The organism is Acidovorax sp. SRI_002, assembly GCF_057586455.1.
Genome location: NZ_JBYCZW010000006.1, coordinates 1 through 18,342, shown reverse-complemented (window position 1 = coordinate 18,342; position 18,342 = coordinate 1). Strand labels below are relative to the sequence as shown.

Sequence of the window (18,342 nt, the reverse complement as noted above, 5' to 3'; positions counted from 1 at the left end):
GGACGCCGCATGCAGAATGGAAAAAGCCCTTGATTAGCAAAAATCAAGGGCTTTTGTTTGGTGGCCTGGGGCGGAATCGAACCACCGACACAAGGATTTTCAATCCTCTGCTCTACCGACTGAGCTACCGGGCCTGAGCCTCAAATTATAACCAGAAAAAAAGGCCGTTTTGGCGAAACCGCCAATAATTTCTTGCAGGCCTACCCGCGTTTGCCCCGGCCGAGATCGACCCCCAGCTGACGCAGCTTGCGATAAAGGTGCGTGCGCTCAAGGCCCGTCTTTTCGGCCACGCGCGTCATGGAACCGCCTTCGCGGGCCAAGTGGAATTCGAAATAGGCTTTTTCAAACCCATCGCGCGCTTCGCGCAGGGGGCGGTCCAGGTCAAACCCCTGGTGCGCGTGCGGGCCAGCCTCGACGCCAGCCATGATGGCCGACACAGCAGGCAGTTGCGAAAACGTGGGGTCGGCCGGGGTATGGACGGGCGCTGGGGCCGCAGCCACCGGGGCGGACTGGTGGGCAGCATTGCGTGCCAGGCCCTGCTCCACCGCCTTGAGCAGCTTTTGCAGGGTGATGGGTTTTTCGAGAAACGAGAAGGCGCCGATCCGGGTGGCCTCTACGGCGGTGTCGATGGTGGCGTGGCCACTCATCATGATCACGGGCATCGTCAGCACGCCCGCTGTGGCCCATTCCTTGAGCAACGAAACCCCGTCGGTGTCCGGCATCCAGATGTCGAGCAGCACGAGGTCGTAGGTGTTGCCTGCCCGGGCCGTGCGCGCCTGGGTGGCGTTTTCTGCGAGGTCTACGCTGTGACCTTCGTCGTTCAGGATTTCCGACAGCAGATCACGAATGCCGAGCTCATCGTCGACCACCAGAATGTTTGCCATGTGTGTTGAAGCGCCTTGGGGTACTGCGGGGCGGTGTTGTTATGACGCCACCGCTGGTTCAGGGGCGAATGATAACGACACTTGGGCCCCCCGCACTACGCCATCTTCGGTCCGATTCGACAAGTCAATGCGCGCACCGTGCTCATCGGCAATCTTTTTGACCACGGCCAGACCCAGGCCGGTGCCCCGGGGCTTGGTGGTGACGTAGGGCTCGAAGGCACGCTGCAGGATGTGCGCAGGAAAGCCCCCACCACTGTCGGATACCGTGAGCCGCACGCGGCGCGAGGACTCACTCCAGCGCGTGCTGATGCGTACCGGGGGCACGGGCTCCGAGGTTCCAGCGCGCGCCTGCTCGGTGGCGTCTTGCGCGTTTTGCAGCAGGTTGTGCACAACCTGCCGCAGCTGCTGCGCATCGCCTGCGATAGAGGGGCAGCGCGGGTCCAGCTCGGCTTCTACGCGCACGGCGGCGTTCTCTTCGCCGTAGAGATGGAGCACGTCGGCCACCAGGGCATTGAGGTCCAGTGCATGGAGTTCTGCAGCAGGCAAGCGTGCGTAATCGCGGAATTCGTTGACCAGCCGCTTCATCGCATCGACCTGGTCCACGATGGTCTTGACGGACTTGGCGAGGATGGCCTGTTCAGTGCCGGGCAGCTTGCCAGAGAGCTTCATTTCCAGCCGCTCCGCAGACAGCTGGATGGGCGTGAGCGGGTTCTTGATTTCGTGCGCCAGGCGCCGCGCCACCTCACCCCAAGCCTGCGCGCGCTGGGCGGAAACAATTTCCGAAATGTCGTCAAAAACCAACAGTCTGGCCGAATCGGGCAGTTCCGCCCCCCGCGCGACGAGGCTGGTAGCGTGTTGCCCGACGCCGCCAGAAGACGCATGCAGCTCAAAAGGCTGCTGCCAGTGGTCCAGTCCATGGCGTTCGTGGTCGCCCAGGAAAGCGTCGAAGTGCCCTTGCACCGACGCCGCAAACTCGGCGAGCCCTGGCACTTCCGACAGGGGTCGCCCCTCATAGGCCGCCATCGGTGCCCGCAGGATGCGGGTGGCCCCCGGATTGGACGATCGGATCAAACCTTGGGCATCCAGCACGATCACCCCCGCCGTGAGGTTGTCCAGGATGGTCTGCAGGTTGGCGCGTGCGGCATCGACCTCGCCCATGCTCTGCTCCACGGCATGGCGGGCGTCGGACAACTGCTGGGTCATCAGTGCAAAAGAGCGTGTGAGTCCACCCAGCTCATCCTTGCCCTGCAATGCAGCCTTGGGGCTGAGATTGCCAGCCGCCACCTCGCGCACCCCCTCGGCCAGCACCAGCAGCGGGCGGGCCAGCTGGTTGCCCAGCAACACCGCCAGCAACACGGCGCCAAAGACAGCCAGGAACAGGCTCAGCGTAAGCGTGCCCACATACATGCGCCGCAGCCCCCCACGGGCCAAGGCTCGCTCCTGGTATTCGCGGTTGGCCTCCTGCACGGCAATGGCGTTGGCCACCAGCGCAGGCGGCAGGGGCAACGTGGCCTGCAGGTATCGGGGCTCCACGAGCAAGCCGACGCTGGGGCTGCTGACCAGCGCCAGCACTTTCACGCGCGCATTCTGTGCCGCGGCAGGGTCCGAAATATCGTCCAGGCCCTCGATCTGCGCGGTGGCGCGCTGCTGCCGCACGGTGCGCAGCAACGCCACGCCGGGCCGGTCGGGGTTCAGGCTAAAGCGCGATTGGCCTGCACTGGCTACCGCCTGGCCCGCAGCATTCCAGAGCACGACATCGGTGGCTCCCAGCTGGTCGCGGATGCGCTCCAGCACCAGGCCAGCCGCGGCATCAGGCACCTGCGCCACTTGGGCACTGGCATTGCGCGCTTTTGAGGCCATGTCGGCGGCCAGCGAATCCAGCGACACACGGGCCAGGTTCACCCCCGCTGAAAGAGCGCCCTCCACTTTCACATCGAACCAGCTCTCAATGGACCGCGTGACAAACTGGTAGGACACCACATAGATCAGCAGCCCCGGCATCAGACCCACCAGCGCAAAGATGGCCGCAAGCTTGACCAGCAGTCGACTGCCAAAGCGCCCTTTGCGCAAGCGCATGCCCAGGCGCACCGCCACCCACACAAGCACGGCCAGCAGCAGCACGGCCACCAAAACGTTCACGCCAAAGAGCCAGGCATAGTTGCGCTCGTACAGCGCGCGGTTGTTGGTGGCCAGGGTGAGCAGGAACAACAGCACCATGCCGATAGCCGACATGATGGCGGCCCCAACCCCCACGGCCCAGCGCACGGCGCGCGACTGGCGTGCGGCAGCATGGGCCGACGCGGAAGCTCCCGTCTGGGAAGACTCTGGAGGGCTCACTTGGCGACGGTCTCTGCAGCCAGGCGTTGGCTGCGGGACACCAGGAGATTCCAGCCCGAGCGCCCCACGGCACCGATCTGGAAGGGTCGGGGCAACTGCGACATGTCAAGCCGGAACCGGAAATTGACCGTATGGACGGCATCTGACTCAATGACATCGCGTTCAGCGATCTTCCATCGCGAAATGCGCTGAATGGCTGACAACGCATCGGCATAACTGTCAAAATTCTGCCCCAAAACCACACCCAGGCCACTGTTGGTGAAAGGTACCGGGGAGATGTTCAGACGCCAACGTCGCGTCAACGGCTGGTAACTTAGCCGCAGATAGCGGGTGGTTTCAGCCACTTGGCGGTCAGACCAGTACCAGCGGTCTCGCAAAACCTGGGCCTCGGCCACGAAGAACATGGGAATGCCCTTGTACAGCGCATCCTCGGCAAGCTCCGGCAGCACAAATTGCAGTGTGGCGCTGAGGTAGAGGCCATCCTCGGCACGGTCGAGCCGAAGTTCGCCCACCTCGGGGTCCACCGGCTGGCCAGCGACGGCCGACCGCACCATTGCAGCCCATGCCACCAAGAGAAAGAGCGCACAGATCGCCACCCAACGAGCCCCACGGAACTCATTGCGGCGATTTTTGCAACAGTGCGTAAAAAAATCCGTCGTGGTCACCCGACCGATTGTCCGGGACAGCTCCGGGCTTGTCCCCGTTGGCGGGGATTAAATGACCCGGCGACGGCAGCAATTGCGCATCGGTGTTGTGTGCAAGAAACGTTTGCACCTGGTCGTCGCCTTCGGCACGGAACACGGAACACGTGCAATACAGCAGCCGTCCGCCAGGGCGCAACAGCGGCCACAGGGTCTTGAGCAACCGGGCCTGCAGGCCTGCAAGCTGCGCAATATCGCTCTCGCGGCGCAGCCAGCGCACATCCGGATGGCGGCGCACGATGCCCGAGGCCGTGCAGGGCGCATCCAGCAAGATGGCATCGAACTGCGCACCATCGCAATGCTGCTGCCACCAGTCTTGCGGACGCGCCGCATCGGCCACCACCACCTGGGCGCGCAGCCCCAGGCGCTGCAAGGTCTCACCAATGCGCGCGCTGCGGGTGGCATCGATCTCCAGCGCAGTGACCTGTATCGGCGCACCAGCGCCCGCCCACTCCAGAAGGTGGGCGGTTTTACCCCCGGGCGCCGCACAGGCGTCAAGCACCCGCACAGGCCGGGTGAGGTCTAGACCTTCAAGCAACAGGGGCGCAGCCATCTGGGCTGCGGCATCCTGCACCGAGACCCAGCCCTCTTCAAACCCCGGCAGCGATTGCACGGGCACGGGGTGCTGCAATACCAGCCCTACACTCCCAGACGGAATTGCTTCTAAATTGATAGCTTCCAGTGCTTTCTGGTAAAGCGCTAGAGTGCTTTTTTGTGCATTGACCCGCAGCGTCATCGGTGCGTGGGCATTGTTGGCCTGCAGAATCTGCTCCCAGTGCTGGGGATGGTCCTTGCGCAGGCGCTCGACCCACCACACCGGATGGTTCCAACGGGCCAGCGGATCGCCATCGGTGCGGGCAACCAGCGCTTCGCGTTCGCGCAGAAAGCGGCGTAAGCAACCGTTGAGGAATGACGCCTGCGCACGCGTGGACGCGCTGCGTTTGGCCGCTTCCACCACCTGGTTCACCAAGGTGAACGGCTCGTACGGCGACTCCTCAGGGTTCCAGCACAGCGCCAGCGCAGTACACAACAGCGCATCCGCAGCCGGTGGAGGCGTGCGTGCAACCATCTGGCGGCGCAACGCCTCGGCCCGTCCGGCCTGGCGCAGCACCTGGAACAGGAGAGACTGCACCCCAGGGCGCAGAGCTGTGTCTACCGCCGCCAGTGCTGCGGTGCCCGACTGCCCGGCGCGAATGGCCTGCAAGGCACTGGCCACAGCCTCCAACTGTTGCCATAGCGCCACGGACTGACCGCCCGCCCCCGGGCGACTGGCGCCGCCCGGGCCGGAAAGCGTCCGGTCACGGGCTGGCGCATTGTTGGCTCGGTCGGCTCGCTTGTTAGGCCCGGGGCGGGACGCAGGGCGTGGGGGTTGTTGTCGTGGTGCGGGTGGGTTCATCGTGGTCCTGGCAACCTTTCTACAGCCTGCGGGCGGCCTTGAATCCGAACACCCAGGCCAGCAGGTTGGCTGGAAACTGGGCAATGGCAGCGTTGTAGTGCAACACCGCTTCGTTGAAAACACGCATCGCCTGGTCGTTCTGCAGAACATGCTCGTCCCACCGAACCTGCCACAGTGATGGGGACATGGGCGGCGCGTCCGCAGCGGCGGTAGCCACAGACGCCTGCGCCCGGGTCGCTTGCCCACTGTTGTGTGTGGCCTTCTGCCAGGACGCATGGAGCACCTCGCGCGCTGCCGCCAAGGCGGCCACCGCGTCTGGCTGCAAGGGACGCGCCCGCGCCATGGCCAAGGATGCGCTCAACTGGGTGGTGGCGCCTTGCAGTGCCGCCATCTCTGGCTCCGTGCCACCTGCCGAGGGGACCTGCTGTACCGCTTGCGCCGCACCATACTCACCCATCAAAGACAGCTGGCGCACCATGTGAGCGTCAAAGCTGCCAAACGCCTGCACAACGGCCGAGCGCAGCCGCATCAGGCGGTTGTAGGCGCCCAGCGCCCAAAAAGCGGCAATGGCAAAAACAATCCAAAAAAGGGGCGATGACCACATGCACAGTTGCCGTCCTCGCGTGCACCACGCGTTACGGCCCGATAAGGAAATGAGGGAGAAAGGCGAAGACTGCAAAAGATCGAAGTGCGGGTTCCAGAAAAAAGCTCCCGGCCTGCCAGGGACAGGACGGGAGCTTTTCAGAGGCGGCCCGAAGGCTTAGTCAGCGGCTGCGTCGGTCGCGGTGGAGGTGCTGCCCTCGACTTCCGTTGCTTCACCCTGGGCTTCCATCTCGGCGGCTTCGGCTTCAGCAATGGCGCGGCGCTCGGCGTCGTCCATGGCGTCCTTGGCCTTGCGTGCCTGGTGGTAGGCCATGCCGGTACCGGCCGGGATCAGGCGACCCACGATCACGTTTTCCTTCAGGCCACGCAGCTCGTCGCGCTTGCCCATGATGGCAGCCTCGGTGAGCACGCGGGTCGTTTCCTGGAAGGAAGCGGCCGAGATGAACGAGTCGGTCGACAGCGAAGCCTTGGTGATACCCAGCAGCAGGTTGCTGTAGGTCGCGGGGATCTTGCCTTCGGCCTGCAACGCATCGTTGGTGTTGAGGATCTCGGAACGCTCGATCTGTTCACCGGCGATGTAGTTGGACTCGCCAACGTTCTCGACCACGACACGGCGCAGCATCTGGCGAACGATCACCTCGATGTGCTTGTCGTTGATCTTCACACCCTGCAAGCGGTACACATCCTGCACTTCATCAACGATGTAGCGCGACAGCTCTTCGATACCCAGCAAACGCAGGATGTCTTGTGGGTCGGCCGGGCCGTCCACAATCGATTCGCCCTTGTTCACCACCTGGCCTTCGTGCACCAGGATGTTCTTTTCCTTGGGCACGAGTTCTTCGAACACATGGCCTTCAGGATCAGTGATCTGCAAGCGGACCTTGCCCTTGGTTTCCTTGCCGAACGACACGGTACCGGTCATCTCGGCCAGCGTGCCCTTGTCCTTCGGCGTACGGGCTTCGAACAGCTCGGCCACACGGGGCAGACCGCCGGTAATGTCGCGGGTCTTTTGACCTTCGACCGGGATACGGGCCAGCACTTCGCCGGGGCCCACGTCCTGGCCGTCGCGCACCTGAATCAGAGCGCCCACCTGGAAGCCGATGGTCACCGAGTGGTCGGTGCCAGGGATCTTCACTTCGTTGCCCTGGGCGTCGATCAGCTTCACCTGCGGACGCACGACCTTGGCAGCGCCACGGCGCTTCGGATCGATCACCACCAGCGTGGACAGGCCGGTCACTTCGTCGACCTGCTTGGCCACCGTGAGACCTTCTTCGACGTTCTCGAACTTGGTCTGACCGGCGAACTCGGTGATGATGGGGCGCGTCAGCGGATCCCAGTTGGCGAGGATGGTGCCAGCCTTGATGGTCTGGTCGGCCTTGACCGTCAGCGTTGCACCGTAAGGCACCTTGTGGCGTTCGCGCTCGCGGCCATGCTCGTCGTGGATGATGATTTCACCCGAACGCGCAATCACCACCAGCTCACCCTTGGTGTTGCTCACGTAGCGCATCGTGGCGTTGAAGCCGATCACGCCGTTGGACTTGGCTTCCACGCTCGATGCGATGGCAGCGCGCGATGCGGCACCACCGATGTGGAACGTGCGCATGGTCAGCTGCGTGCCGGGTTCACCGATGGACTGGGCAGCAATCACACCCACGGCTTCGCCGAGGTTGATCAGGCCGCCACGGCCCAAGTCGCGGCCATAGCACTTGGCGCACAGGCCGTAGCGGGTTTCGCAGGTCAGTGCCGTGCGAACCTTCACTTCGTCCACGCCAGCCGCTTCGAGTTCTTCGATGAGGTCTTCGTCGAGCATGACACCCGCTGAGACCAGCACCGAGCGGTTCTCGGGGTGCAGCACGTCTTCAGCCGCCGTGCGGCCCAGGATACGGTCGCGCAGCGATTCGATCACTTCACCGCCTTCGACGATGGCGCGCATCAGCGAACCATTGGAAGTGCCGCAATCTTCTTCGGTCACCACCAGATCCTGCGTCACGTCCACCAGACGGCGGGTCAGGTAACCCGAGTTGGCGGTCTTCAGCGCCGTGTCGGCCAGACCCTTACGGGCACCGTGGGTGGAGATGAAGTACTCCAGCACGTTCAGACCTTCGCGGAAGTTCGCGGTGATAGGCGTTTCGATGATCGAGCCGTCTGGCTTGGCCATCAGACCCCGCATACCGGCCACCTGACGAATCTGGGCTGCAGAACCGCGAGCGCCAGAGTCGGCCATCATGTAGATGGAGTTGAAGGACTCCTGGTCCACTTCCTTGCCGTGGCGGTCCATGACCTTCTGCTTGGACAGCTGGGCCATCATCACCTTGGACACTTCGTCGCCGGCCTTGCCCCAGATGTCCACCACCTTGTTGTAGCGCTCGCCAGAGGTGACCAGACCGGACACATACTGCTGTTCGATCTCCTTCACTTCCTTCTCGGAGCGCTCGATGATGCCGGCCTTTTGTGGCGGCACCAGCATGTCATCAATGGCGATCGAGATGCCGGCGCGCGTGGCCAGACGGAAGCCGTTTTGCAGCAGCTTGTCGGCGAACACGACCGTTTCCTTCAGACCGCACTTGCGGAACGAGACGTTGATCAGGCGCGAGATTTCCTTCTTCTTGAGCGCCTTGTTCATGTTGGAGAACGGCAGGCCCTTGGGAAGAATCTCGGACAGCAGCGCACGGCCGGCCGTGGTTTCCACGAGCGAGGTGGACGGAACGAATTCGCCCGTTTCCTTGTTCTTGGTCCACTCGGTCATGCGCACCGTGATCTTGGCGGCCAGTTCGACCTCGCCGGCGTCCAGAGCACGTTGCACTTCACCGGTATCGGCAAACACCAAGCCTTCGCCCTTGCCGTTGATGCGATCGCGGGTGGCGTAGTACAGGCCCAGCACCACGTCCTGCGAAGGAACGATGGAGGGTTCGCCCGATGCGGGGAACAGCACGTTGTTGGAGGCCAGCATCAGCGTGCGGGCTTCCATCTGCGCTTCCACCGACAGCGGGACGTGGACAGCCATCTGGTCACCGTCGAAGTCGGCGTTGAAAGCCGCGCAAACGAGGGGGTGCAGCTGGATGGCCTTGCCTTCGATCAGGATGGGCTCAAAGGCCTGGATACCCAAACGGTGCAGCGTAGGTGCACGGTTCAGCATCACAGGGTGCTCTTTGATCACCTCTTCCAGGATGTCCCACACCACGGGGGTGCCGGATTCGACTTCCTTCTTGGCGGCCTTGATCGTCGTCGCGATGCCCATGGCTTCGAGGCGCGAGAAGATGAAAGGCTTGAACAGTTCCAGCGCCATCAGCTTGGGCAGGCCGCACTGGTGCAGCTTGAGCGTTGGGCCCACGGTAATCACGGAACGACCGGAGTAGTCCACGCGCTTGCCCAGCAAGTTCTGGCGGAAACGACCCGACTTGCCCTTGATCATGTCGGCCAGCGACTTCAGAGCACGCTTGTTGGCGCCCGTCATGGCCTTGCCACGGCGGCCGTTGTCCAGCAGCGAGTCAACAGCTTCCTGCAGCATCCGCTTTTCGTTGCGGGCGATGATTTCAGGGGCCTTCAGCTCCAGCAGGCGGCGCAGACGCGAGTTGCGGTTGATAACGCGGCGGTACAGGTCGTTCAGGTCGGAGGTCGCAAAGCGGCCGCCGTCCAGCGGCACCAGCGGACGCAGGTCCGGTGGCAGCACGGGCAGCACTTCGAGCACCATCCACTCGGGCTTGATGCCCGACTTCTTGAACGCTTCCAGCACCTTCAGGCGCTTGGCGTTCTTCTTGACCTTGACTTCAGAGCCGGTCAGGTCGCCACGCAGGCGCTCAATCGACATGTCGATGTCGATGGATTCCAGCAGGTCCTTGATACCCTCAGCGCCCATCTTGGCGATGAATTCGTCGCCGTATTCCTTGCGCTTGGCGTCGTAGTCGTCCTCGGACATGATGCTGAACTTCTTCAGCGGCGTCATGCCGGGGTCGGTCACCACATAGGCTTCAAAGTACAGCACGCGCTCAATGTCGCGCAGCGTCATGTCCAGCACCAGGCCCAGACGCGATGGCAGCGACTTCAGGAACCAGATGTGGGCGCAGGGTGCGGCCAGGTCGATGTGGCCCATGCGCTCGCGGCGCACCTTGGTCTGCGTGACTTCAACGCCGCACTTCTCGCAGATCACACCACGGTGCTTGAGGCGCTTGTACTTGCCGCACAGGCATTCGTAGTCCTTGATGGGACCAAAAATCTTGGCGCAGAACAGGCCGTCGCGCTCGGGCTTGAACGTGCGGTAGTTGATGGTTTCGGGCTTCTTCACTTCGCCGAAAGACCACGAACGGATCTTTTCGGGCGAAGCCATGCCGATGCGGATGGCATCGAAATGCTCGTCCGGCGTGAATTGCTTGAACAGGTCGAGTAGCGATTTCATAGTGACTCTTTCCTTTTCTGCTTAGGAGCGTTCCAGCTCGATGTCCAGGCCCAGCGAACGGATTTCCTTGACCAGCACATTGAACGATTCCGGCATGCCGGCTTCGATGGCGTGTTCGCCCTTGACAATGGATTCGTACACCTTGGTACGGCCCACCACGTCGTCGGACTTCACGGTCAGCATTTCCTGCAGGACGTAGGCGGCGCCATAAGCTTCCAGCGCCCACACTTCCATTTCCCCGAAACGCTGGCCACCAAACTGCGCCTTACCACCCAGCGGCTGCTGCGTGACGAGCGAGTAAGGACCGGTCGAGCGGGCGTGCATCTTGTCGTCCACCAAATGGTGCAGCTTCAGGTAGTGCATGTAACCAATGGTGGTGGGACGCTCGAAGCGCTCGCCCGTACGGCCATCGAACAGGTACGCCTGCGTGCGGGTGGGCGTGAGGCCCTTGCGCTCTGCTATGTCGTCTGGGTAGGCGATCTTGAGCATGTCCTTGATTTCTTCTTCCGAAGCACCATCGAACACGGGCGTCGCATAAGGCACACCGTTGGTCAGGTTGGCAGCCATGGCCATCACGTCGTCATCGCTGAGCAGCGACAGGTCTTCCGTGCGGCCGCGCGAGTTGTACACCTCTTCGAGGAACTTGCGCATGTCGGCGGCCTTGGCCTGTTCCTGCAGCATGTTGCCGATGCGTTGGCCAATGCCCTTGCCGGCCCAGCCCAGGTGGACTTCCAGCACCTGACCAATGTTCATCCGCGAGGGCACGCCCAGCGGGTTCAGAACGATATCGGCAGGTGTGCCGTCGGCCATGTAAGGCATGTCTTCGACCGGAACGATCTTGGAGACCACACCCTTGTTACCGTGGCGGCCGGCCATCTTGTCACCTGGCTGCAGACGGCGCTTGACGGCCAAGTACACCTTGACCATCTTCAGCACGCCAGCTGGCAACTCGTCGCCTTGCGTGAGCTTCTTGCGCTTTTCTTCAAAAGCCAGGTCGAAGCTGTGGCGCGTCTGCTCCAGCGCGTTCTTGATGGACTCGAGTTGCGTAGCTACTTCGTCTTCAGCCGGGCGGATGTCGAACCAGTGGAACTTCTCGACGGAAGACAGGTAGGCCTTGTCGATCTTCGTGCCCTTGGCCAACTTCTGCGGGCCGCCGTTGGCCACACGGCCGTTGAGCAGCTTCTCGATACGGTCGAAGGCGTCAGCCTCCACGATGCGTAGCTGGTCGTTCAGGTCCAGGCGGAAGCGCTTGAGTTCATCGTCGATGATCTGCTGGGCGCGCTTGTCGCGCTGGATGCCTTCGCGGGTGAAGACCTGCACGTCGATCACGGTGCCCGACGAGCCTTGGTCCACGCGCAGCGAGGTATCCTTCACGTCGGAAGCCTTCTCGCCGAAGATGGCGCGCAGCAGCTTCTCTTCAGGCGTGAGCGTCGTTTCGCCCTTGGGCGTGACCTTGCCCACCAGCGTATCGCCGGGTTGCACTTCGGCGCCCACGTAGATGATGCCGGACTCGTCCAGGCGGTTCAGTTGCTGCTCCGACAGGTTCGGAATGTCGCGCGTGATTTCTTCGGCGCCCAGCTTCGTGTCGCGCGCCATGACCACGAGTTCCTCGATGTGGATCGAGGTATAGCGGTCTTCGGCCACCACGCGTTCGGAGATCAGGATCGAGTCTTCGAAGTTGTAGCCGTTCCAAGGCATGAACGCGATCAGCATGTTCTGGCCGATGGCGATTTCGCCGAAGTCCGTCGATGCGCCGTCGGCGATCACGTCACCCTTGACCAGCATGTCGCCCTTCTTGACGATGGGGCGCTGGTGGATATTGGTGTTCTGGTTGGAACGCTGGTACTTGATGAGGTTGTAGATGTCCACACCCACTTCACCGGCCACGGCTTCGGCATCGTTGACGCGGATCACGATACGGGTCGCATCCACATAGTCCACCACACCGCCACGGGTCGCCGTCACGACGGTGCCCGAGTCCACGGCAGCCACGCGCTCGATGCCCGTGCCCACCAGCGGCTTTTCAGGACGCAGCACTGGCACGGCCTGGCGCGACATGTTGGCGCCCATCAGCGCGCGGTTCGCATCATCGTGTTCCAGGAAGGGCACCAGCGAAGCCGCGACCGACACGATCTGCGCGGGCGACACGTCCATGTACTGCACGCGGTCTGCACCACACAGAATGGATTCACCCTTCTCACGGGCAGACACCAGATCACCCGTCAAACGGCCATCCTTGTCGAGCACTGCATTCGCCTGCGCGATCACGTACTTGCCTTCTTCGATGGCGGAGAGATAGTCGATCTCGTTCGTGACCTTGCCATCGACCACGCGACGGTAAGGGGTTTCGATGAAACCGTACTCGTTCAGCCGAGCGTATAGAGCCAGCGAGTTGATCAGGCCGATGTTAGGGCCTTCAGGCGTTTCGATAGGGCAGACGCGGCCGTAATGGGTTACGTGCACGTCGCGCACTTCGAAGCCTGCGCGTTCGCGGGTCAGACCACCCGGGCCCAGGGCGGAAACACGGCGCTTGTGCGTGATTTCGGCGAGCGGGTTGGTCTGGTCCATGAACTGCGACAGCTGCGACGCGCCGAAGAATTCCTTCAGGGCAGCCGAGATCGGCTTGCTGTTGATCAGGTCGTGGGGCATCAGCGGCTCTTGCTCGGCCTGGCCCAGACGTTCCTTCACCGCCTTTTCGATACGTGCCAGGCCCGTGCGGTACTGGTTTTCGGCCAGTTCGCCCACGCAACGCACGCGGCGGTTGCCCAGGTGATCGATGTCATCGACTTCGCCGTTGCCGTTGCGCAGGTCCACCAGAATCTTGACCACAGCCAGGATGTCTTCGTTGGACAGCACCATGGGGCCAGTGGATTCGTCGCGGCCAATCTTGGCGTTGAACTTCATGCGGCCCACACGCGACAGGTCGTACGTGTCGGGGTTGTAGAACAGGCGCTGGAACAGGGCCTGCACGGCGTCTTCCGTAGGCGGCTCGCCGGGGCGCATCATGCGGTAGATGGCCACGCGTGCAGCAAATTCGTCCACCGTTTCGTCGATGCGCAGGGTCTGCGACATGTACGCCCCCTGGTCGAGTTCATTGGTGTAGATGCACTGTACGTCTTGCACACCAGCGCTGCGCAGCTTCTTGAGCAGCGCTTCGGTCAGCTCGTCATTGGCCTTGGCGATGATCTCACCAGTGTCCCCATCCACAATGTTGCGGGCCACGACACGACCTATCAGGAAGTCTTCGGGCACACTAATGTGCGTGGTACCAGACTGTTCCAGTTCGCGGGTGTGGCGGGCCGTCACGCGCTTGTCCTTGGCCACTACGACCTTGCCGGACTTGTCGGTGATGTCAAAACGGGCCACTTCACCACGCAGACGCTCGGACACAAATTCCATTTGTGCACCGCTGTCCATCAAGCGGAAGTTATCGTTGACGAAGAAGTTCGCCAGGATAGATTCTGGATTCAGGCCGATGGCCTTGAGCAGGATCGTGACCGGCATCTTGCGGCGACGGTCCACGCGGAAGTACAGGATGTCCTTGGGGTCGAACTCGAAGTCGAGCCACGAACCACGGTAAGGAATGATGCGCGCCGAGAACAGCAGCTTGCCCGAGCTGTGGGTCTTGCCCTTGTCATGCTCGAAAAATACACCCGGCGAACGGTGCAGCTGCGACACGATCACACGCTCGGTGCCGTTGATGATGAACGAGCCCTTGTCGGTCATCAGGGGCACTTCACCCATGTAGACCTCTTGCTCCTTCACTTCCTTGACCACCTTGGACTGCGAGGTCGAGGACTCGCGGTCATAAATGATCAGTTGCACCTTGGCGCGCACAGCCGAGGCGAAAGTCAGACCACGGGTCTGGCACTCGCGCACATCAAAAGCCGGCTTGGCCAGGTTGTATTCAATGAACTTCATCTCCACAAAACCGTTGTGGGAGACGATAGGAAAGGCAGCGTCGAATGCAGCCTGAAGGCCTTCGATGGTTCTTTTCTGGGGTGCTTTATCAGCCTGCAAGAAAGCGGTGTAGGCGTCCTTCTGCATCTGCAGCAGATAAGGAACTTCGAGCACGCTATCGCGGGTGCCGAAACTTTTGCGAATTCGCTTGCGTTCGGTGTAGGAATAGGCCATGAGATCTCCGGGCAAAGACATGAGTCCTGGGTCTTCGACGACTGACCCGCAAGGAGCGCTGTCCTTACGGGCTTGGCGGTTGGCCACTACCAACCATGGCGGACGGTGATGCGTTGCACATCACCCGAACCAAGGCGTCTTCTGCTGTCGGGGTTGTCAGAAGACACTCGAAAACCAGCGTTTGCACGGCGGCTTTCGGGTGCGCTCTGAAAGCACCAAAGGCTGGAGGCCCTTTGAGGAGCACTCCAGCCCTTGAGCAAGACCGAATTACTTGAGTTCGGCCTTGGCGCCGGCTTCCACCAGCTTCTTGACGGCTGCTTCGGCGTCGGCCTTGGCAATGCCTTCCTTGACGTTCTTGGGAGCGCCGTCCACCAGGTCCTTGGCTTCCTTGAGGCCCAGGCCGGTGATTTCGCGCACTGCCTTGATGACGGACACCTTGTTGGCGCCAGCTTCGGTCAGCACCACGTTGAATTCCGTCTTTTCTTCAGCAGCAGCGGCGCCAGCGCCACCACCAGCGGCAGCTGGAGCAGCCATGGCTGCAGCGCTCACGCCAAACTTCTCTTCAATGGCCTTCACCAGGTCATTGAGTTCCAGAACCGTCATGCTGTCCAGCGCGGTCAAAAATGCGTCTTTATCGAATGCCATTTTGATTTCCTAACAATTGTGTTGGTTGTCTGCCGGGCTATCAAGCCGCAACAGGTTCGGCGGCCGGTGCGGCTGCGCCTTCGCCTTTTTTCGCCGCCAGTGCGCCCAGCACAACGGCCGTACGCGACATGGGGGACATAAGCAAGCCACAAATCTGAGCCAGCAGAACTTCCTTGGAAGGAATGTTGGCCAGTTGCTTAACGCCGTTCACGTCCAGGGCCTTACCACCGAAAGCGCCACCGCGAATCACCAGCTTGTCGTTGGTTTTCGCAAAGTCAGCCACCACTTTCGCGGCAGCCACGGCGTCTTCGGAGAAGCCATAGATCAGAGGACCGGTCATCTGGTCAGCCACCACGTCAAACGCGCTGCCAGCCACAGCACGGCGGGCCAAAGTGTTCTTCAGAACACTCAGGTTCACGCCCTTGCTGCGAGCTTCCACACGCAGTTTGGTCATGTCGGCGACCGTGATGCCACGGTATTCCGCGATCACAAGCGTTTGAGCTTTAGCGGCGAGGCTGGTCACTTCACTGATGACCGCTTCTTTCTCACTGCGATTAAGACTCAAGGTCTACTCCTTAAATTGTGCATTCAGGCTTGCGCCCTCGTACACGCTCTTGTTGCAGCGACCAACTGTTTCGGAATGAATTCCATCTGCAGCGGGATCGCCATCTGCGTTGGCCCCGGAGGGATTAAGTGCAAGGCTGCACACCAACGGTCTTGGATGGCCTGGAGACGGTTGTTGCACCACCCCAGCCCACCACATCAGGCCCTTGCAGGCCCGAAGATTTTTTACCGCAATTACGCTGCGATGGATTGTGTGTCCACGCGGACGCCAACGCCCATCGTGGAGGACACAGCGACCTTGCGCAGGTACAGACCCTTGCTCGAAGCAGGCTTGGCCTTGTTCAGAGCGTCGATCAGTGCAGCCAGGTTACCTTGCAGCTTTTCATTGTCGAACGAGCGGCGGCCAATGGTGCTGTGCACGATACCGGCCTTGTCCACACGGAACTGCACCTGACCAGCCTTGGCGTTCTTCACGGCCGTAGCGACGTCGGGAGTAACCGTGCCCACCTTGGGGTTTGGCATCAGGCCACGTGGGCCAAGGATCTGACCCAGGGTACCCACAACGCGCATGGCGTCAGGAGCAGCGATCACCACGTCGAAGGGCATGTCACCAGCCTTCACCATGGCAGCCAGGTCATCCATGCCAACGATGTCAGCGCCAGCAGCCCTGGCCTCTTCCGCCTTGGCACCTTGCGCAAAGACGGCCACACGGGTCGTCTTGCCAGTACCGTTGGGCAGCACGACAGCGCCACGCACCACCTGGTCGGACTTCTTGGCATCAATGCCCAGCTGAACAGCCACGTCGATGGATTCATCGAACTTAGCAGTAGCAGCTTCCTTCACCAGAACCACGGCATCTGCAAAGGCGTACAGCTTGGTGCTGTCAACCTTGCCCTGCAGGGCCTTTTGCTTTTTTGTCAACTTGGCCATTTACAAACCCTCCACCGTCACGCCCATCGAGCGAGCGGAACCAGCCAGCGTACGGACAGCAGCGTCAACATTCGCAGCATTCATGTCCTTCATCTTGGTCTTGGCGATTTCTTCGAGCTGTTCGCGCGTGATCTTGCCAACCTTGGTCTTCAGCGGATTGGAAGAACCTTTTTCGAGCTTGATAGCCTTCTTGATCAGAGTCGTCGCAGGCGGCGTCTTGATGATGAAGGTAAAGCTCTTGTCCGCGAACGCCGTGATGACCACGGGCAGTGGCAGACCTGGCTCCACACCTTGGGTCTGCGCATTGAATGCCTTGCAGAACTCCATGATGTTGAGACCACGTTGACCCAGTGCTGGGCCGATGGGTGGGGATGGGTTGGCCTTACCAGCTGGAACTTGCAGCTTGATAAAACCGACGATTTTTTTCGCCATGTTTTACTCCTTACGGGTCATAACGCTGTTGTCGCACCACGCAACAACTGGCTCCCCGGGGTTAACGACTCGCTATCACGATGTTCGCACCGAGTCGAAAAGTGCGGCATCCAACTGCTTACCCTGGCCTCGCCAGGGAGAACTTAGGTGTTATCCGAAAGACCTATGTCTTTTCGACCTGCCCAAACTCCAATTCGACCGGCGTGGAGCGGCCAAAAATCATCACGGAGACCCGCACGCGGCTCTTTTCGTAATTGACCTCTTCAACCGAACCATTGAAGTCGGTGAAGGGACCTTCCTTGACACGTACAAGTTCGCCGACCATGAATTCGATCTTGTGGCGAGGCTTGTCTGTACCTTCCTGCATCTGACTGACGATTTTCTGGACTTCCTCTTCAGAAATCGGCGCAGGGCGATTTTTCGCCCCCCCTACAAACCCCGTCACCTTGTTGGTGTGCTTCACCAGATGCCAAGTGTCATCGTCCATCACCATCTCGACGAACACATAGCCAGGAAACAAGCGACGCTCTGTCGTCTTGCGCTGGCCGTTCTTCATTTCGACCACTTCCTCGGTCGGCACAAGAATTCGACCAAACTTGTCCTGCATACCTGAGCGACCAATCCGCTCCTGAATATTGCGCTCCACAGCCTTTTCCATGCCCGAGTAGGCATGAACAATGTACCAACGCAGATCGGGATTTGCCGAAGCAGAAGCGCCTGCAGGAGCTTCTGCTCCAGTGATTTCCGCAGCGGTTGTCATGACTTTCTCCAGCCCAAAATCAAGTCGTACAAGACCCATTCCAGCGTCTTGTCAGTGAACCACAGGAAAAGGGCCATGATCACCACAAAGGCGAATACGTAGGCCGTCATCTGCAGGGTTTCCTTGCGGGTGGGCCAAACGACCTTCTTCACCTCGCGCCAAGCGTCTTTGGCAAAGGCAACGAACTGGCGACCGGACTCCGACACCAAGAACACGCCAGCAGCAGCAGCCAGCCCAACGATCAGCGCAGCCCACTGCACCACAGCGCCTTGTTTTCCCAACAAATAGAAGCCTGCAACCGAAGCGATGACCAGGGCCACCACCGCAGCGAGCTTGGCCTTGTCTGCGCCTGTATTGACTGTTTCAACCTGTGAAGTGGCCATCTTTGAGTATTTCCTGCTTCCGATGCACGGCATCACTTAAGACACCGAAGCCCGCCAGGGTCTGGCGGGCTTGTTTTGGGCCACATTCAAGTGGCAGGGGCAGTAGGAATCGAACCTACAACCTTCGGTTTTGGAGACCGACGCTCTGCCAATTGAGCTATACCCCTGTATACCTTGCTA

At 61.1% G+C, this 18,342-nt stretch carries 13 protein-coding genes and 2 tRNA genes; all 15 read right to left on the bottom strand.

Going from position 1 to position 18,342, the window contains the following annotated elements; genetic code table 11:
* Positions 1–58: 58 nt before the first annotated feature.
* Positions 59–134 (bottom strand) — tRNA-Phe (locus tag AC2YJX_RS16995).
* Between the two features lie 66 nt (positions 135–200).
* Positions 201–884, bottom strand: coding sequence for a response regulator (locus AC2YJX_RS16990; protein WP_121422031.1), 684 nt, complete (start codon positions 882–884; stop codon positions 201–203).
* A gap of 39 nt (positions 885–923) precedes the next feature.
* On the bottom strand, positions 924–3,221 hold the full coding sequence (locus AC2YJX_RS16985) for a sensor histidine kinase (protein ID WP_487256734.1): 2,298 nt from the start codon (positions 3,219–3,221) through the stop codon (positions 924–926).
* On the bottom strand, positions 3,218–3,775 hold the full coding sequence (locus tag AC2YJX_RS16980; RefSeq protein ID WP_487256981.1) for a DUF4390 domain-containing protein: 558 nt from the start codon (positions 3,773–3,775) through the stop codon (positions 3,218–3,220). The genes AC2YJX_RS16985 and AC2YJX_RS16980 overlap by 4 nt, the downstream gene beginning before the upstream one ends.
* A 61-nt stretch (positions 3,776–3,836) precedes the next feature.
* Entirely contained in the window at positions 3,837–5,165 is a 1,329-nt protein-coding gene (rsmB, locus tag AC2YJX_RS16975; RefSeq protein WP_487256733.1) for a 16S rRNA (cytosine(967)-C(5))-methyltransferase RsmB, read from the bottom strand.
* A 172-nt stretch (positions 5,166–5,337) separates the two neighbouring features.
* Complete coding sequence (locus tag AC2YJX_RS16970) at positions 5,338–5,922, bottom strand: LemA family protein (protein WP_487256732.1); 585 nt, start codon at positions 5,920–5,922, stop codon at positions 5,338–5,340.
* Positions 5,923–6,078: 156 nt separating this feature from the next.
* Positions 6,079–10,314, bottom strand: a complete 4,236-nt coding sequence (rpoC, locus tag AC2YJX_RS16965; protein ID WP_055398513.1) for a DNA-directed RNA polymerase subunit beta' — start codon at positions 10,312–10,314, stop codon at positions 6,079–6,081.
* A 21-nt stretch (positions 10,315–10,335) separates the two neighbouring features.
* Positions 10,336–14,448, bottom strand: a complete 4,113-nt coding sequence (gene rpoB / locus AC2YJX_RS16960) for a DNA-directed RNA polymerase subunit beta (protein ID WP_487256731.1) — start codon at positions 14,446–14,448, stop codon at positions 10,336–10,338.
* A 267-nt stretch (positions 14,449–14,715) separates the two neighbouring features.
* Positions 14,716–15,093 (bottom strand): 50S ribosomal protein L7/L12, encoded by a 378-nt coding sequence (rplL, locus tag AC2YJX_RS16955; RefSeq protein WP_008907085.1) that lies wholly within the window; start codon positions 15,091–15,093, stop codon positions 14,716–14,718.
* A gap of 40 nt (positions 15,094–15,133) precedes the next feature.
* A complete protein-coding gene (gene rplJ, locus AC2YJX_RS16950; protein WP_055398511.1) occupies positions 15,134–15,658 on the bottom strand; it encodes a 50S ribosomal protein L10 in 525 nt (174 codons plus the stop codon).
* A gap of 233 nt (positions 15,659–15,891) precedes the next feature.
* Positions 15,892–16,587, bottom strand: a complete 696-nt coding sequence (gene rplA, locus AC2YJX_RS16945) for a 50S ribosomal protein L1 (RefSeq protein WP_487256730.1) — start codon at positions 16,585–16,587, stop codon at positions 15,892–15,894.
* Positions 16,588–17,019 carry a 50S ribosomal protein L11 gene (gene rplK, locus AC2YJX_RS16940; RefSeq protein ID WP_010467238.1) on the bottom strand — a complete coding sequence of 144 codons (432 nt, stop codon included), beginning with the start codon at positions 17,017–17,019 and terminating at the stop codon, positions 16,588–16,590.
* A 163-nt stretch (positions 17,020–17,182) separates the two neighbouring features.
* On the bottom strand, positions 17,183–17,779 hold the full coding sequence (nusG, locus tag AC2YJX_RS16935) for a transcription termination/antitermination protein NusG (protein ID WP_082437456.1): 597 nt from the start codon (positions 17,777–17,779) through the stop codon (positions 17,183–17,185).
* Positions 17,776–18,162, bottom strand: coding sequence for a preprotein translocase subunit SecE (secE, locus tag AC2YJX_RS16930; RefSeq protein ID WP_121422025.1), 387 nt, complete (start codon positions 18,160–18,162; stop codon positions 17,776–17,778). The genes nusG and secE overlap by 4 nt, the downstream gene beginning before the upstream one ends.
* 91 nt (positions 18,163–18,253) lie before the next feature.
* Positions 18,254–18,329 (bottom strand) — tRNA-Trp (locus AC2YJX_RS16925).
* Positions 18,330–18,342 lie beyond the last annotated feature (13 nt).

Bases quoted from the DNA above. Each gene is read 5' to 3' on its own strand.
- AC2YJX_RS16990 (WP_121422031.1), bottom strand. From the start codon at position 884: ATGGCAAACATTCTGGTGGTCGACGATGAGCTCGGCATTCGTGATCTG.
- AC2YJX_RS16980 (WP_487256981.1), bottom strand. From the start codon at position 3,775: ATGGTGCGGTCGGCCGTCGCTGGCCAGCCGGTGGACCCCGAGGTGGGC.
- AC2YJX_RS16970 (WP_487256732.1), bottom strand. From the start codon at position 5,922: ATGTGGTCATCGCCCCTTTTTTGGATTGTTTTTGCCATTGCCGCTTTT.
- rpoC (WP_055398513.1), bottom strand. From the start codon at position 10,314: ATGAAATCGCTACTCGACCTGTTCAAGCAATTCACGCCGGACGAGCAT.
- rpoB (WP_487256731.1), bottom strand. From the start codon at position 14,448: ATGGCCTATTCCTACACCGAACGCAAGCGAATTCGCAAAAGTTTCGGC.
- rplL (WP_008907085.1), bottom strand. From the start codon at position 15,093: ATGGCATTCGATAAAGACGCATTTTTGACCGCGCTGGACAGCATGACG.
- rplA (WP_487256730.1), bottom strand. From the start codon at position 16,587: ATGGCCAAGTTGACAAAAAAGCAAAAGGCCCTGCAGGGCAAGGTTGAC.
- rplK (WP_010467238.1), bottom strand. From the start codon at position 17,019: ATGGCGAAAAAAATCGTCGGTTTTATCAAGCTGCAAGTTCCAGCTGGT.
- nusG (WP_082437456.1), bottom strand. From the start codon at position 17,779: ATGACAACCGCTGCGGAAATCACTGGAGCAGAAGCTCCTGCAGGCGCT.
- secE (WP_121422025.1), bottom strand. From the start codon at position 18,162: ATGGCCACTTCACAGGTTGAAACAGTCAATACAGGCGCAGACAAGGCC.